The sequence below is a fragment of the Bradyrhizobium sp. HKCCYLRH2047 genome, from assembly GCF_051168175.1.
In the GTDB taxonomy this organism is placed as follows: Bacteria; Pseudomonadota; Alphaproteobacteria; order Rhizobiales; family Xanthobacteraceae; genus Bradyrhizobium.
On the sequence record NZ_JBNPUM010000006.1, the window covers coordinates 166,216 to 181,154 of the forward strand.

Sequence of the window (14,939 nt, forward strand, 5' to 3'; positions counted from 1 at the left end):
GCCGCGCCTTAAAGCAGATTCCGCGAAAGGCCGTCGCCGAGTTGAAACGGCTTATAAAGAGGCAGCCGCCCGGTCGCAACCTCGGCCCTGAGGCCGATTGAAGCGGTGAGAAGACGGCTCCCGCTCTGGTGCTCCTCGAAGGGCTCTGCTAGCCGATGTCCGTCACAACATTTGCTGGAATCCCGCCATGACCGACCGCATCCGGCCGCTGATCGCCGGCAACTGGAAAATGAACGGCCTGAAGGCCTCGACCACCGAGTTCGACGCTATGCTGGCCGGAGCCGCCGAGGTCACCGGCAAGGCCGACCTGCTGGTCTGTCCTCCCGCCACCCTGGTGGCAGGCTTCGCCGAGCGGGCGCGCGGCACCCACGCGATCGCGATCGGCGCGCAGGACTGCCACCCTAAGGCCTCAGGAGCCCATACCGGGGACATTTCGGCGGAGATGCTGGCCGATGCTGGCGCCAGCGCCATCATCGTCGGCCATTCCGAGCGGCGTGCCGATCATGGCGAAAGCGATGTTGTGGTGCACCAGAAGACCGAGGCGGTGTGGCGCGCGGGGCTGGTCGCGATCGTTTGCGTGGGCGAAACCCAGCAGCAGCGCGATGCCGGACAGACGCTCGACATCCTGCGCGGCCAGCTCAACCTCAGCCTGCCGCAGGACTCACGGGCCGACAACCTGGTCGTGGCCTATGAGCCGGTTTGGGCGATCGGCACCGGCCTCACGCCGACCGCCAAGGATGTCGAGCAGATTCATGCCTTTATTCGGCAATTGCTGATCGACCGCTTCAAGGAGCAGGGGGCGCGCATGCGTATCCTCTATGGTGGCTCGGTCAAGCCCTCCAATGCCGCCGAGCTGATGGCGGTCGCCAACGTCAACGGGGCGCTTGTCGGCGGCGCTAGCCTGAAAGCGGCTGATTTTCTCGCAATTGCGAAGGGCTGTTGAGAGCCGAGGTGAGCCGGGCGCTCTGATACCCTGCGCCTCATGCCGCTTCTCCAATCCGCTTCCAATAGATCATCGTGCCGGTGAGGCCGCCATGCGGCTTCACGGCATAGTCTGGAATGATGCCGCTCAGCTGGAAGCCGACGCCTTCATAGAGTGATGAGGCGCCGCCATCTTCGGCGGTGTCGAGCACGAGCATCGTGCGGCCGTGCCCGCGCGCGAGGGTTTCTGCCGCATCCAGCAGAGCACGTGCGACGCCGCGCTTACGATGGCTTACGCGGGTCATCATCTTGGCGATCTCGGCGCGATGTGGCTGGTTCGGCGGCAGCTTCAGCTGCAGCGTCACCGTCCCGATCAGGTCCTGCCCGTCAAAGGCCCCCAGCACGATTCGTTCGCCGCGCTCCGCGGCCGCGAGCGAGTCCTGCCAGAAAGCATCGGCATCGCCGGAGCTGAGCGGGTGCATGAAGCTGACGGACCCGCCATGGGCCACTGTTTCGATCAGCATCGCGCTCAGCGCCGCGCGAATGGCCGGCGTGTCGGACAAGGCTGCGATTCGCGGTAACATGCTCAACTCCGGGCAAGCGCCACGACGTAGACGCAGGGTGCGTCCGATTCGTTGGCAAAGGTGGTGTCGATCGGTGGGCCGAAGCCGAGGCAGTCGCCGGGGCCGAGGACGTGGCGGTCCGCGCCTTCCGTGATGGTCAATTGTCCGCTTTGCACCCAGAGAAGCTGGCGGATGTGGATGTATGAAGAGGCCGGCAAGGTCACGCTGCGGTGCGCCGGCATCTCGACCGTTACCAACTCGATCGGATGATCCGGCCTGAGAAAGACCTGGCGCCTGACATAGCCCGTCTCCGGATCGCGCCAGACCGGCTGCTCGGCCGCCTTGGACAGGCGCTCCGACTGGGCTTCGGCGCGGAGCATCAGGCCGGCCAGCGTGAGGTCGAACGCGCTTGCGAGCTTCACCAGGATGACCGCGGTCGGGCTGACCTCGGCACGCTCGATCTTGCTGATGGTTGCCTTCGACACGCCGGAGCGTTCGGCGAGGTCGGCCAGCGACCACCCGCGGGCGTCGCGTTCCAGCAGCAGGCGGCGCGCGAGCCGTTGGCTGAAATCGTCCACTATTTGATCCATTCGTCTCTGATAATGGATATCGAGGCGGACGGCAAGGGGCGACCCCGAGGGCTACATCGGCGCTTGTGTGAAGCGTGCTTGCGATTATCTGCGGGGTGGCGTTGCTCGACACGATCGTGTAACACCGCGCAAATTTCCGAATAGCCCGCGAAGCTCTCGCGATCCCGGCCTCCGGCCGGGGCCTGCGAGGGCTTGTGACGGAAGGTCACCATGCAGACTGTCTTGATCGTCATTCACCTCATGATCGTCGCCGTCCTGATCGGCGCGGTGCTGTTGCAGAAGTCCGAAGGCGGCGGCCTCGGCATGGGCGGCGGCGCCGGCTTCATGTCGAGCCGCGGCACGGCGAACCTGCTGACGCGCACCACGGCGATTCTGGCGGTCGGCTTCTTCCTCACCAGCCTGGCCCTGACCTGGCTGGCAGGATACGATCGCAAGCCGGCCTCGATCCTCGGCACCGTGCCTGGGCAGACCCAATCGGGCGGGGCGACCCCGGTGGCGCCGACCAGCGGTGGCGTGCTCGACCAGCTCAAGAAGGCCGACGAGCAGCAGGCCCCCGCGGCACCGAGCGCGCCGCAGGCCCCGCAGTCGCAATAAAGCGGGCAAGCCATGCAGGAACGCAGTTGGCGTCCTGCATCATGAGGCGGTCTCAAGTCCCTGAGGCCATTCATATTTTGACGTCACCCACAGGCCCGCGACGACGTTGCGGGCCGACCACGATTCGTTTTGGCGAATCGCATCAGCGGCATTAAAGGTAGGGTCCCATGGCGCGGTACATCTTCATCACCGGCGGCGTGGTTTCCTCGCTCGGAAAGGGTCTGGCTTCAGCCGCGTTAGGCGCGCTGCTGCAGGCCCGCGGCTACAAGGTCCGGCTTCGCAAGCTCGACCCCTATCTCAACCTCGATCCAGGCACGATGTCGCCGTATCAGCACGGCGAAGTGTTCGTGACCGACGACGGCGCCGAGACCGATCTCGATCTCGGCCATTACGAACGCTTCACCGGGCGGCCCGCGACCAAGGCCGACAACATCACCACAGGGCGGATCTACCAGGACATCCTGACGAAGGAGCGCCGTGGCGACTATCTCGGCGCGACCATCCAGGTCGTCCCGCACGTGACGAACGCGATCAAGGATTTCGTCCTGTCCGGGAATGACGAGTACGATTTCGTGCTGGTCGAGATCGGCGGCACCGTCGGCGACATCGAGGGCCTGCCGTTCTTCGAGGCGATCCGCCAGCTCGGCAACGAGCTGCCGCGCCATCACGCGATCTACATCCATCTCACGCTGCTCCCGTACATCCCGAGCGCCGGCGAGTTGAAGACCAAGCCGACGCAGCATTCGGTCAAGGAGCTGCGCTCGATCGGCATCCAGCCGGACATCCTGCTGTGCCGCACCGACCGCCCGATCCCGAAGGAGGAACGGCGCAAGCTCGGCCTGTTCTGCAACGTGCGCGAAAGCGCCGTCATCGAGGCGCGCGACGTCGACAACATCTATGCCGTGCCCGAGGCGTATCACGCCGCCGGTCTGGACGACGAGGTGCTGGCCGCGTTCGGCATCGAGCCGCGGGTGCCGCCGGCGCTGTCGAGCTGGCACACGATCAACGAGCGCGTCCGCAACCCGGAAGGCGACGTGACGATCGCGATCGTCGGCAAGTACACGGGCATGAAGGATGCCTACAAGTCGCTGATCGAGGCGTTGTCGCATGGCGGCATCGCCAACAAGGTCCGCGTCAAGCTCGACTGGATCGAGAGCGAGGTGTTCGAGAACGAGGACCCGGCGCCGTTCCTCGAGCACGTCAACGGCATCCTGGTGCCCGGCGGCTTCGGCCAGCGCGGCGCCGAGGGCAAGATCCGCGCGGCGCAGTTCGCCAGGGAGCGCGACGTGCCGTATTTCGGCATCTGCTTCGGCATGCAGATGGCGGTCATCGAGGCCGCGCGCAATCTGGTCGGGATCACCGAGGCCAACTCGACCGAGTTCGGTCCGACGAAGGAGCCGCTGGTCGGTCTGATGACCGAGTGGCTGCGCGGCAACGAGCTGGAGAAGCGCTCCAAGAGCGGCGATCTCGGCGGCACGATGCGGCTCGGCGCCTATCCCGCGGCGCTCAAGCGCGGCAGCCGCGTGTCCGAGGTCTATGGGGGCGCGACCGAGATCTCCGAGCGCCATCGCCACCGCTACGAGGTCAACACCGCCTACAAGGACCGGCTCGAGCAGCATGGCCTGAAGTTCTCCGGCCTGTCGCCGGACGGCGTGCTGCCGGAGATCGTGGAGTACGAGGACCATCCGTGGTTCATCGGCGTCCAGTTCCACCCCGAGCTGAAGTCGCGCCCGTTCGAGCCGCATCCGCTGTTCGCGTCCTTCATCCAGGCGGCGGTGGTGCAAAGCCGGCTGGTCTGAGCCAGACGCGAGGGGCGAGCGATCACGCCTCTCCATGAGCACGCTGCTCATGGCCAATGTGCAGCGCCGATTTCGGAGCCGGACCCTCATGGTGAGGAGCGTCGCCTTTGCGACGCGTCTCGAACCATGAGGCCACAGTACGGGCCTCGCCCTTCGAGACGACCGCCTGCGGCGGTCTCCTCAGGGTGAGGGTCGAACAACGTTCCAAGTGGCGCAAATCTCTCTCCACGAGCAAACGGCCCGTCGCCAAAGCGCAGCGGCAGGAGACGCGTTGAGCCATCTCCAACCCTGCGGCCACAGCGGTCACTCCGCCTTTGACGGCAGCAGTGATTGTTGCGACAACGCTCCCTGTTCACGCGAAGCAAGAACAGATCAGGGAGGATCACATGATCTATGAGAGCCGCATCTATCGCTGCATTCCCGGCCGCCTGCCGGCGCTGCTCAAGCGTTTCGAAAACACGACGCTGAAGCTGTGGGAAAAGCACGGCATCCGCCCGGTCGGCTTCTTCACCACCCTGATCGGCGAGTCCAACCAGGACCTGACCTATTTCCTCGCCTGGGAGTCGCTCGCCGAGCGCGAGACCAAATGGACCGCGTTCATGACCAATCCGGACTGGATCGCGGCGCGCGCCAAGAGCGAGGAGGACGGCCAGATCGTCGCCAACATCACCAGCCAGTTCCTGGTGCCGACCGCGTTCTCGGCGCTGAAGTAGAGGCCGGGGAGGGGCGGGGATGACCGATCCCCGCAACCCTGCTATTCGCGGGGCCGCGCCGGGTTGATCCGGCGGCCTGCGCCGGGTCATGGTCGCGCGCACGAAGAGGATGAAGTTGTGAACGCTCCGATCTCCGCCGCGCCGGTCGTCAGCCTCGGCTCCGTCAAGTTTGGCAATCATCTGCCGCTCGCGGTCATCGCCGGGCCGTGCCAGCTCGAGAGCCGCGCGCACGCGCTCGAGGTCGCCTCGGCGCTGAAGGAGATCGCGACGCGCCTGAACATCGGCCTCGTCTACAAGACCTCGTTCGACAAGGCCAACCGCACCTCTGGCTCCGCCGCGCGCGGGCTTGGCCTCCAGCAGTCGCTGCCGATCTTCGCGGAGATCCGCGCCTCGCTCGGCCTTCCCGTGCTGACCGATGTCCATGACGCGAGCCAGTGCGCCGAGGTGGCGCAGGCCGTCGACATCCTGCAGATCCCCGCCTTCCTGTGCCGCCAGACCGACCTGCTGCTCGCGGCCGCCGCGACCGGCAAGGTGATCAACGTCAAGAAGGGCCAGTTCCTGGCGCCGTGGGATATGGCGAACGTCGTTGCCAAGATCACCGGCGCCGGCAATCCGAACGTGCTGGCGACCGAGCGCGGCGTCTCGTTCGGCTACAACACGCTGGTCTCGGACATGCGGTCGCTGCCGATCATGGCGCGCACGACCGGGGCGCCGGTCATCTTCGACGCCACGCATTCGGTGCAGCAGCCGGGCGGGCAGGGCACCTCGTCGGGCGGCCAGCGCGAATTCGTACCGGTGCTGGCGCGCGCCGCGGTCGCGGTCGGCGTCGCCGGCGTGTTCATCGAGACCCATCCCGATCCGGATCATGCGCCCTCCGATGGGCCGAACATGGTGCCGCTCGCCCAGTTCGAGGCCTTGTTGAAGACGCTGATCGACTTCGACCGGCTGGCCAAGGCGCAGACGACAGACGCCATCAGCTGATGCACCAGCCCGTCGCCAAGCCCGCAGACAACAAGTTTCCGCCAGCCGTGAACATCATCGCGCTGGCGGGCTTCTCGGCGGCGCTGTCGACGCGGGCGCTCGATCCGGTGCTGCCGCATGTCGCCGAGGATTTTTCGATCAGCATCGCGACCGCGGCCGGCATCGCCGCCGGCTATGCGCTGATCTACGCGCTGATCCAGCCGGCGATCGGCGCCGCCGCCGATCTGTTCGGCAAGGCGCGCCTGATGACCTTGTGCCTCGCGCTGCTCGGCGTCGCCAGCATCCTTGGCGCGCTCGCCACCTCGTTTCCGCTGCTGTTCGCCTCGCGCATTCTCGCTGGCGTTGCCTCGGGCGGTGTGTTCCCGGTCGCGCTCGGATTGACCAGCGATCTCGTCGCGCCCGACAAGCGCCAGGTTGCGATCGGCCGCACGCTGGCGGGATCGATGGCCGGCAACCTGCTCGGCGCCACGGCCTCCGGTATCATCGGCGACTTCATCGGCTGGCGCGGCGTGCTCGCGATCCTCGGCGCGCTCGGACTGATCGCCTCGCTCGCGGTGGCGGCCGGTTTCCGCGGCTCCAAGGTCACCCACGTGCCGACCACGGATCTCGCCGCGCTGAGGAAGGGCTACCGCACCATCTTCACCAACCCCAATGCGCGCTTCTGCTTTCCGGCGGTGTTCGTCGAAGGCTGCTGCGTATTCGGACTGTTTCCGTTCATCGCCTCGTTCCTGTTCGACCTCGGCGAAACCTCGCTGTCGATCGCCGGCATCGTCATCGCGGGTTTTGCGGTCGGCGGCCTGTTCTACACCTTCACGGTGTCGAGCTTCCTGCCGCGGCTCGGCGTCAAGGGCATGATGATCGTGGGCGCGGGACTGGTCGGCCTGCAACTCGCTGCGCTCGCCTTCGGCCCCGGCTGGAAACTGCAGTTCGCCTGCATGCTGATGATGGGCTGGGGCTTCTACATGATCCATGGCTGCCTGCAGGTGTTTGCCAGCGAGTTGTCGATCGGCGCCCGCGCCACTGCGATGTCGCTGCACTCGTTCTTCTTCTTCCTCGGCCAGACCGTCGGCCCCATCGCCTACGGCTTTGGCGTCGTCCATGGCGGCAAGCAGCCGACGCTGCTCGCCGCCGCCGTCCTGATGGTCGCGCTCGGCTTCGCCTGTGCCGCGCTGCTGCGGCAGCGGCCGCCGGCGGATGCGGCGACGAGCTGACCGCCCTGTCGGGCACAGGTGTATGCTCATTGCATCTGAAGACACCGAGCCATAGCCGCAGGAACGCCTGCTCATTTGTTGCTCCGTCATGGCCGGGCTTGTCCCGGCCATCCACGTCGTCCGGCACGCCGAGAAGGACGTGGATGGCCGGGACAAGCCCGGGCATGACGACGTGGAGACAGGCGAGCGCATAAAGGCCCATCGTTTGCTGCTTTAGCCCTGGGCGCACACCGCCGCCATCTCGCGGCGCATCTGCGTCCGAGCTTTGCCTTTGGACATGCCCTCTTTCCGAAAAGAGGGCACGGGGAATGCCGGGAGCTGGCCGCCCCCATGGCCCGCCTGCGGAAAAAAATGCAGGCGGCGAGAACCACAGGTTCAGCCGAGACATCCCGGCATTCCCCGCGCGATGGTTGGGCGGCTTATACGTACTCTCCCCGGGGACCGGGCTGTCTTGCCCCCGTGACCGGCGGATCATCACCGCCAGCGTAGCCTCAGCGTCGGGAGGCCAGGACCATACGACTTCGCCGGCGCATCAGGATCGTTCGTCCGCGCGAATGATCACGCTGCGACCCGACACACCCACCGCATCCCGCCTCAACGTCCGTGACGACCGCGAAGCGCCCCTCTGATCGAGACAGGACGGCGACAGTCAATCATGGATTCTGATAAAACGAAAGTGAAATATTTTTCGCGGAAGGACTGGACAGGGGTGATCGGCTTGAACACGCTGACGAAATCAGTTTCTGGGCGCGTGCGGTTTGACAGTCGAACAAGACGTGGGAGCCGACCCGTGGGGCGAGGCGCGCCCGACGGGCAACTCGCCAGCATGACAGCGTTGGAGACGGCGAGAGCTCAACCCACGATCGCTTGCTCCGCAACTTTGTGAAAGTGATGATCAGATGATGAAGCTGATCCCCAATGAAGCCGCCACAAAGCTCCTGTCATTCTCCGCAGGAAAGAAGCTCGCTTTTCTGATTCTGCTCTACGAGAGAATGATGCCCGAGCTGCGTTCTTTTTGCCTCACCGAGAACAGAGACTTCTCCATTTTTCACACAGCACGAGAGGAGTATTGGCGATCACTTCTGGATGGTTCGCGTCCTATGTCTTGGGCCCAGCTTCGTCAGGATATTCTAGATGCGATCCCCGACACCGAGGACTTTGGTTCGCTGGAAGTCTCATTCACATTGAACGCAGCTCTGGTTGCAGCAAATATCGCGGACTTTATGGTTGATGCACGAGACGTCCATATCGTCGAAGCCATGCAGTATCCTCTGGAGTCGCTGCATGCTTACGTGAGCGATCAAATGGGACTGGTCGCCTACGATAAGGCGATCAATAACATCGTAGGCGGCCACCCGCTCGTGCAGAAGGAGGCGCAGACTGAGGAAGGAGACGTCGCATTCTTGAGCACGATCGAGGATCCCCCGTGGTCGGAAAGCATGTATTCCTTGGTGCGGGCGAGGGCCGAAGGCCAGCACGGCTTGCTCAGTTGAAAGGCTGAGGTTGGGCGGACTTTGATCGTCGTGAGTTAGATTCTTCACGGCAGGGCGAACTACGGTGGAAGTGCACTCAATATGTAAGGGGCAGGTTACAGGTTAAATGCACCGTCACCGTAACCTGTCGGCGCCATCATGATGAATGCCACGCTGGTCATCAGATATGGGAAGCCAATATGGCGCCCACGAGCGGTAATTACGTAAGTATTTGATAAGATTGAGATATTTGCCGGAATCGGCGAGTTATCCACCGGTTGCCCTAACGAAATTTGCGCTAACTAACTAGATGGGCTATAGAGTACCCACGTCACCAAAGGCCGAGCCGTGTCCGACAAGTCGCCCATCGAAATTCTCGAAGCCATGAAGCGGCACCAGGCCAACCTCCTGGAGCAAGCGGCTGCCGTCGAGCGTGACATGGCCGAGATGGCCCGGCTTGCGGAACTGGCGAAGAAGTACAACTTCGTGGTTACGGCGCCCGCCCAGCAAGCGCCGCTTTCCACCGGTTCTTCTCTGACGCTCTCGGAGCTCATCGAGCACTACAAGACAAACGAGCACTCCCCCTACCACAAGCTTTCTCACGCATCCCGGAAGCACTACTCCGACATTCTGCGCCTGGTTGAAGGGGATTTTGGCAGCAAGCGCCTTTCGGACATCGCACCGTGGGAATTCTCGACCTGGCACAGCAAGTGGAGCAAGGGCGGCAAGCTGGCGATCGCCTACGCCAAAATCACCATGGTCAGGACATTGATGGCCTTCGGGACCGAGGTGCTTAAGGACGACCAGTGCGGTCGCCTTTATGGCGTTCTCTGCACTATGAAGTTTCAGGTGCCGGCGGCGCGAACGGAGCGCTTGACTTTGGATCAGGCCAACAACGTCCGCGCAGCCGCACGTGCGATGAAGCGACCTTCAATTTCCCTAGCCCAAGCTTTCCAGACAGACGTCGAACTGATGCAGAAAGACGTCATCGGCGAGTGGGTGCCCGTTGCGGATAAGACTGTCTCGGACATCACTGACGGGGAATTAAAGTGGGTTCGGGGACTCCGCTGGAGCGAGATTGACGTCAACTTGACCCTCCGCCATCCGAGCACCTGGGCGGGCAATATCGAGTTCAATCTTCGAAAGGCTCCCAATGTTCTTGAAGAGTTGAAGATCCAGTTTGGCTTCAACCCCGAGGGTTCTCGGTCTCAGCTTCCCGCCTCAGGCCCCATCATCGTTTCCGAGCACAGCAAGCTACCCTGGACCGCGCCTGAGTTTCGCAGGTGGTGGCGTCAGGTTGCCGATGCTTGTGGCGTGCCGAGCAACGTCAGGAATTCCGACAGCCGCAAGCGACGGGTTCAGGAGAAGGACACGGAGCAGAAGCGCAAAGCGAAATAAGACGGCGGCCGAAGCCGCCGTCTGAATCCCGTCTGCATCAGGCCGTGTCACTGTTGCAGGGGGCAGCCACCGTGAGGGTGGTAGTGGTATCCGCAAGGACCACAAGCGCGTCTAAACCGGGGCAGGCACGGAAGGCCCCGGAAGGAGGTGGATCATGAAGCCACCATAGAGTAGGCGTGGCGCCTCACCGGCCAGGGTGGGGCGTCACGCCAATTGTAGTAATTCATTGGATTTATGCAAGGATTCGGCATTTCGCTATTGGCCGGTTAAGGTGCCTTGCCTTATCAGCAATTAATTGAATCACATTCGTCGGTGAGAAGGCGTGCCATTTATGCGCTTTCCGGGTTTAAGGCCTGCGGCCTTGCCCCGGAATGACGGTGGTTGTGACGCAGGTGGATGAGCAAGCGGCTCCTCACCCCCGTCCGCGATATGGCGCCACGCCCTGATCGGGCACCCACAGGCCCTTCGGCAGCTTGCCGGTCTGCCAGAACACGTCGATCGGGATGCCGCCACGGGGGTACCAATAGCCGCCGATGCGCAGCCATTTCGGCTTGAGCTCGGTGGCGAGGCGCTTGCCGATCGCGACCGTGCAGTCCTCGTGGAAGGCGCCGTGGTTGCGGAAGCTCGCGAGGTACAGCTTCAGCGACTTGGATTCGACCAGCCAGGGACCGGGGGCGTAATCGATGACGAGATGCGCGAAGTCCGGCTGTCCCGTCACGGGGCAGAGCGAGGTGAATTCCGGCACCGTAAAGCGGGCCAGATAATCGGTGTCCTTCTGCGGGTTGAGAACGCGGTCGAGCTTGGCCGTCTCCGGGCTGTCCGGCTGGGTGACCGGGCGGCCGAGCTGGAGCTCGGCTGATGTGTCGGATTTTGTGGATCTTTTCGCCATGTCTCGGGCCAGGGATGAGGTTGGGCGCCGTCTTAGCCAATCCGGCCGCCGCCGTCACTCGCCGCGTCGGGCAGCCGCCTCGTCATTTGGCCGCGACTTCTGCCCGACATCTGCCCGACTTGGCCTTTTCGCCCTCCCGTCCCTGCGGTAGAAGCGGCGCAGCAATGTCCACCCGAAAAGCCCGCAAGAGGACCTCATGACCGCCATCGTCGATATCATCGGCCGCGAAATCCTGGACAGCCGCGGCAATCCCACGGTCGAGGTCGACGTCGTGCTGGAGGACGGCTCGGTCGGCCGCGCCGCCGTGCCGTCCGGCGCCTCCACCGGCGCCCATGAGGCGGTCGAGCTGCGCGACGGCGACAAGCACCGCTATCTCGGCAAGGGCGTGCTCAAGGCCGTCGAGGCCATCAACGACGAGGTCTATGAGGCGCTCAGCGACATGTCGGTGCAGGACCAGGTCCAGATCGACCAGATCCTGATCGAGCTCGACGGCACCGAGAACAAGAGCCGGATCGGCGCCAACGCCATTCTCGGCGTCTCGCTCGCCTGCGCCAAGGCGGCGGCGATCTCCTACGACATGCCGCTGTATCGCTATGTCGGCGGCACCTCGGCGCGCACTTTGCCGGTGCCGATGATGAACATCGTCAATGGCGGCGTCCACGCCGACAATCCGATCGACTTCCAGGAATTCATGATCATGCCGGTCGGCGCGCCGACCTTTGCGGAGGCGCTGCGCTGCGGCTCGGAAATCTTCCATACGCTGAAGGGCGAGCTGAAGAAGGCCGGTCACAACACCAATGTCGGCGACGAAGGCGGCTTCGCGCCGAACCTGCCGTCGGCGGACGCAGCGCTGGACTTCGTCATGAGCGCGATCGGCAAGGCCGGCTACACCGCGGGCGAGGACGTCATGCTGGCGCTCGACTGCGCCGCGACCGAGTTCTTCAAGGACGGCAAGTACGTCTACGAGGGCGAGAACAAGTCGCGCTCGCGTTCGGAGCAGGCCAAATATCTCGCCGACCTCGTCGCGCGCTATCCGATCGCCTCGATCGAGGACGGCATGTCGGAGGACGACATGGACGGCTGGAAGGAGCTGACCGACCTGATCGGCCACAAGTGCCAGCTGGTCGGCGACGACCTGTTCGTCACCAATGTGAACCGGCTCGAGGACGGCATCCGCAACGGCCGCGCCAATTCGATTCTGATCAAGGTCAACCAGATCGGCACGCTGACGGAGACGCTGGCTGCGGTCGAGATGGCCTACAAGGCCGGCTACACCGCCGTGATGTCGCACCGCTCCGGCGAGACCGAGGATTCGACGATTGCCGATCTCGCCGTCGCGGCCAATTGCGGGCAGATCAAGACCGGCTCGCTGGCGCGCGCCGACCGCACCGCCAAGTACAACCAGCTGCTGCGCATCGAGCAGGAGCTCGACGCGCAGGCCAAATATGCGGGCAGGGCGGCGCTGAAGGCGCTGGCCTGATCCGGAACGCAACACGGAAGAGGGAGGCGCGCATGGGTGTCGAGGCAGGCCTGCAACTGCGGACGCTGATCAAGCGCAGCGGTGAGCTCGAGCTCTCGCTGGTCGACGTGCCGACCCCTGAGCCTGGGCCGGACGAGGTCGTGGTGCGGATCGAGGCGGCGCCGATCAACCCGTCCGATCTCGGCCTGCTCGTTGGCGCTGCCGACCTCACGACCATGCAAGCGTCCGGCACCAAGGACCGTCCGGTCATCATCGCGAAGGTGCCGGAGGCGGGGATGCGGGCGATGGCCGCCCGGGTCGACGAGTCCATGCCTGTTGGCAACGAGGGGGCGGGCGTCGTGGTCAAGACCGGATCCTCCGACGCCGCCAAGGCGCTGATGGGCCGCACGGTCGCGGCGATCGGTGGGGCGATGTACAGCCAGTATCGCTGCCTGAAGCTCTCCGAATGCCTGCCGCTGCCGGCCGGCACGACCCCGGCCGAGGGCGCCTCCTGCTTCGTCAATCCGCTGACCTCGCTCGGCATGACCGAGACGATGCGGCGCGAGGGCCATACGGCGCTGGTGCACACCGCGGCCGCGTCCAATCTCGGGCAGATGCTCAACAAGATCTGCCTCAAGGACGGCATCCCGCTCGTCAACATCGTGCGCAGTGCGGCGCAGGCCGAGATCCTGCGCGGCCTCGGCGCCAAATACGTCGTGGATTCGACCTCGCCCACCTTCATGGACGAACTGATCGCGGCGCTGGTCGAGACCGGCGCGACCATCGCCTTCGATGCGATCGGCGGCGGCAAGCTCGCCGGCCAGATCCTCAACGCGATGGAAGCCGCGATCAACAAGTCCGGCAAGCACCCGTACAGCCGCTACGGCTCCAGCGTGCACAAGCAGGTCTACATCTACGGCAGCCTCGACGTCAGGCCGACCGAGATCACGCGCGGCTTCGGCATGACCTGGAGCGTCGGCGGCTGGCTGCTGTTTCCGTTCCTGATGAAGATCGGCAAGGCGGATACCGAGCGGCTGCGCCAGCGCGTCGTCGACGAGCTGAAGACGACCTTTGCCAGCCACTACACCAAGGTCGTTTCCTTGTCCGAGGCGCTCGATCCGGCCAACCTCGCGGTGTACGCCAAACGGGCCACCGGCGAAAAATTCCTCATCGACCCCAACAAAGATAAGTGACCTAACGTCGCTCCCCGGACGTTGCTGACGGGCTTGCGTTTGGCCCGCATGCGGAGACAATCCGCCCCGTTTGTCTGGGGGGCGGCGTCAGCCGCATGGAGCACTGAGGAGAGATTTGTCATGACCCGATTGGATCGCCGTCGATTTCTGGCCGGTGCGGCCCTCGCCGGAGCTGCAACCGCTTTGCCGCCGCTGGCCGGACAGGCACGCGCAGCGGTTGCACCCGCCGGCGCGCAGGCGCCCGGCTTCTATCGCTATAAGGTTGGCGACTACGAATGCACCTCCGTCAATGACGGCGCGCGCACCTTCCCGATGCCCGACACGTTCGTCGTCAACACCTCCAAGGACGACGCGCTGGCGGCAGCGGATGCGGCCTACATGCCCAAGGGCATGATCACGATCCCCTTCAATCCGCAGCTGATCAACACCGGCTCCAAGCTGGTCCTGATCGACACCGGCAATGGGGCCGGGGCCTTCGAGGCCAGCAAGGGCGCGGTGGGCCGCACGCTGCAGAATCTCGCTGCCGCCGGCGTCGATCCGAAGAGCATCGACGTCGTCGTGCTTTCCCACATGCATGGCGACCACATCAACGGCCTCAAGCTCGCGGACGGCTCGCTGGCATTTCCGAACGCCGAGCTGAAGGTGCCGGCCAAGGAGTGGGCGTTCTGGAATAGCGACGAGAACGCCGCCAAGGCGCAGACCGACTTGATGAAGGGCAATTTCGCCAACTTCAAGAAGGTGTTCGGCGGGCTCGAAAGCAAGGTCACTCAGTACGAGTGGGACAAGGAGGTCGCGCCCGGCATCACCGCGCTCGGCACGCCCGGTCACACGCCGGGACACACCTCGTTCGCGGTCGCTTCCGGCAATGCCAGGGTGCTGATCCAGGCCGACGTCACCAACGTCCCCGAGCTGTTCCTGCGCAATCCGGATTGGCACGTGATGTTCGACACCGATGCCGCGATGGCGCAGGAGACGCGGCACAAGTTCTACGACATGGCCGCCGCCGAGAAGGCCAAGGTGATCGGCTTCCACTTCTCGTTCCCCTCCGTGGGCTATGTCGAGAAGGACGGCGCCAAGTACCGGCTGATTCCGGCGCCGTGGAATCCGGTGATCTGATTTCGCTTTAACCGGCGTCATTGCGAGCGAAGCGACGCAA

At 64.4% G+C, this 14,939-nt stretch carries 14 protein-coding genes; 11 read left to right on the forward strand and 3 right to left on the reverse strand.

Going from position 1 to position 14,939, the window contains the following annotated elements:
* Nucleotides 1–187 precede the first annotated feature (187 nt).
* Complete coding sequence (gene tpiA / locus ACQR1D_RS16465; RefSeq protein WP_316236379.1) at nt 188–943, forward strand: triose-phosphate isomerase; 756 nt, start codon at nt 188–190, stop codon at nt 941–943.
* Between the two features lie 37 nt (nt 944–980).
* Here the strand turns inward: tpiA and ACQR1D_RS16470 are convergent, their stop codons facing one another.
* Nucleotides 981–1,505: a GNAT family N-acetyltransferase gene (locus ACQR1D_RS16470; protein ID WP_315799763.1), complete on the reverse strand. Its 525-nt coding sequence runs from the start codon at nt 1,503–1,505 to the stop codon at nt 981–983.
* A 2-nt stretch (nt 1,506–1,507) separates the two neighbouring features.
* Nucleotides 1,508–2,074, reverse strand: coding sequence for a helix-turn-helix domain-containing protein (locus ACQR1D_RS16475; RefSeq protein ID WP_316183671.1), 567 nt, complete (start codon nt 2,072–2,074; stop codon nt 1,508–1,510).
* A gap of 210 nt (nt 2,075–2,284) precedes the next feature.
* Here ACQR1D_RS16475 and secG point away from each other — a divergent pair, with 210 nt between their 5' ends.
* The 7 genes from secG (at nt 2,285) to ACQR1D_RS16510 (ending at nt 10,242) form a co-directional block, all read left to right on the forward strand.
* On the forward strand, nt 2,285–2,668 hold the full coding sequence (gene secG, locus ACQR1D_RS16480) for a preprotein translocase subunit SecG (protein WP_315799765.1): 384 nt from the start codon (nt 2,285–2,287) through the stop codon (nt 2,666–2,668).
* A gap of 167 nt (nt 2,669–2,835) precedes the next feature.
* Nucleotides 2,836–4,467, forward strand: coding sequence for a CTP synthase (locus ACQR1D_RS16485; RefSeq protein WP_315750932.1), 1,632 nt, complete (start codon nt 2,836–2,838; stop codon nt 4,465–4,467).
* 386 nt (nt 4,468–4,853) lie between these two features.
* Nucleotides 4,854–5,180, forward strand: coding sequence for an NIPSNAP family protein (locus ACQR1D_RS16490; RefSeq protein WP_316183674.1), 327 nt, complete (start codon nt 4,854–4,856; stop codon nt 5,178–5,180).
* Between the two features lie 117 nt (nt 5,181–5,297).
* Nucleotides 5,298–6,161 (forward strand): 3-deoxy-8-phosphooctulonate synthase, encoded by an 864-nt coding sequence (kdsA, locus tag ACQR1D_RS16495; RefSeq protein ID WP_434893904.1) that lies wholly within the window; start codon nt 5,298–5,300, stop codon nt 6,159–6,161.
* The gene (locus ACQR1D_RS16500; RefSeq protein ID WP_434893905.1) at nt 6,161–7,372 is read left to right on the forward strand and encodes an MFS transporter; all 1,212 of its coding nucleotides are present in this window, start codon (nt 6,161–6,163) and stop codon (nt 7,370–7,372) included. Before kdsA ends, ACQR1D_RS16500 begins: the two co-directional genes overlap by 1 nt.
* Before the next feature lie 899 nt (nt 7,373–8,271).
* Nucleotides 8,272–8,865: a DUF416 family protein gene (locus ACQR1D_RS16505; protein WP_434882403.1), complete on the forward strand. Its 594-nt coding sequence runs from the start codon at nt 8,272–8,274 to the stop codon at nt 8,863–8,865.
* A gap of 327 nt (nt 8,866–9,192) precedes the next feature.
* Entirely contained in the window at nt 9,193–10,242 is a 1,050-nt protein-coding gene (locus ACQR1D_RS16510) for a hypothetical protein (protein WP_434882402.1), read from the forward strand.
* A 412-nt stretch (nt 10,243–10,654) separates the two neighbouring features.
* On the opposite strand, the gene queF is transcribed toward ACQR1D_RS16510, so the two are convergent.
* Nucleotides 10,655–11,131, reverse strand: a complete 477-nt coding sequence (gene queF, locus ACQR1D_RS16515) for a preQ(1) synthase (RefSeq protein ID WP_434893906.1) — start codon at nt 11,129–11,131, stop codon at nt 10,655–10,657.
* 196 nt (nt 11,132–11,327) lie between these two features.
* Between queF and eno the strand changes: the two genes are divergently transcribed.
* The 3 genes from eno to ACQR1D_RS16530 all read left to right on the forward strand — a co-directional run bounded on the left by eno (nt 11,328) and on the right by ACQR1D_RS16530 (nt 14,899).
* Entirely contained in the window at nt 11,328–12,611 is a 1,284-nt protein-coding gene (gene eno / locus ACQR1D_RS16520; RefSeq protein ID WP_434893907.1) for a phosphopyruvate hydratase, read from the forward strand.
* Between the two features lie 32 nt (nt 12,612–12,643).
* Nucleotides 12,644–13,783 (forward strand): zinc-binding dehydrogenase, encoded by a 1,140-nt coding sequence (locus ACQR1D_RS16525; RefSeq protein ID WP_434893908.1) that lies wholly within the window; start codon nt 12,644–12,646, stop codon nt 13,781–13,783.
* Between the two features lie 120 nt (nt 13,784–13,903).
* Nucleotides 13,904–14,899, forward strand: coding sequence for an MBL fold metallo-hydrolase (locus ACQR1D_RS16530; RefSeq protein WP_434893909.1), 996 nt, complete (start codon nt 13,904–13,906; stop codon nt 14,897–14,899).
* The last annotated feature ends 40 nt before the right edge of the window (nt 14,900–14,939 follow it).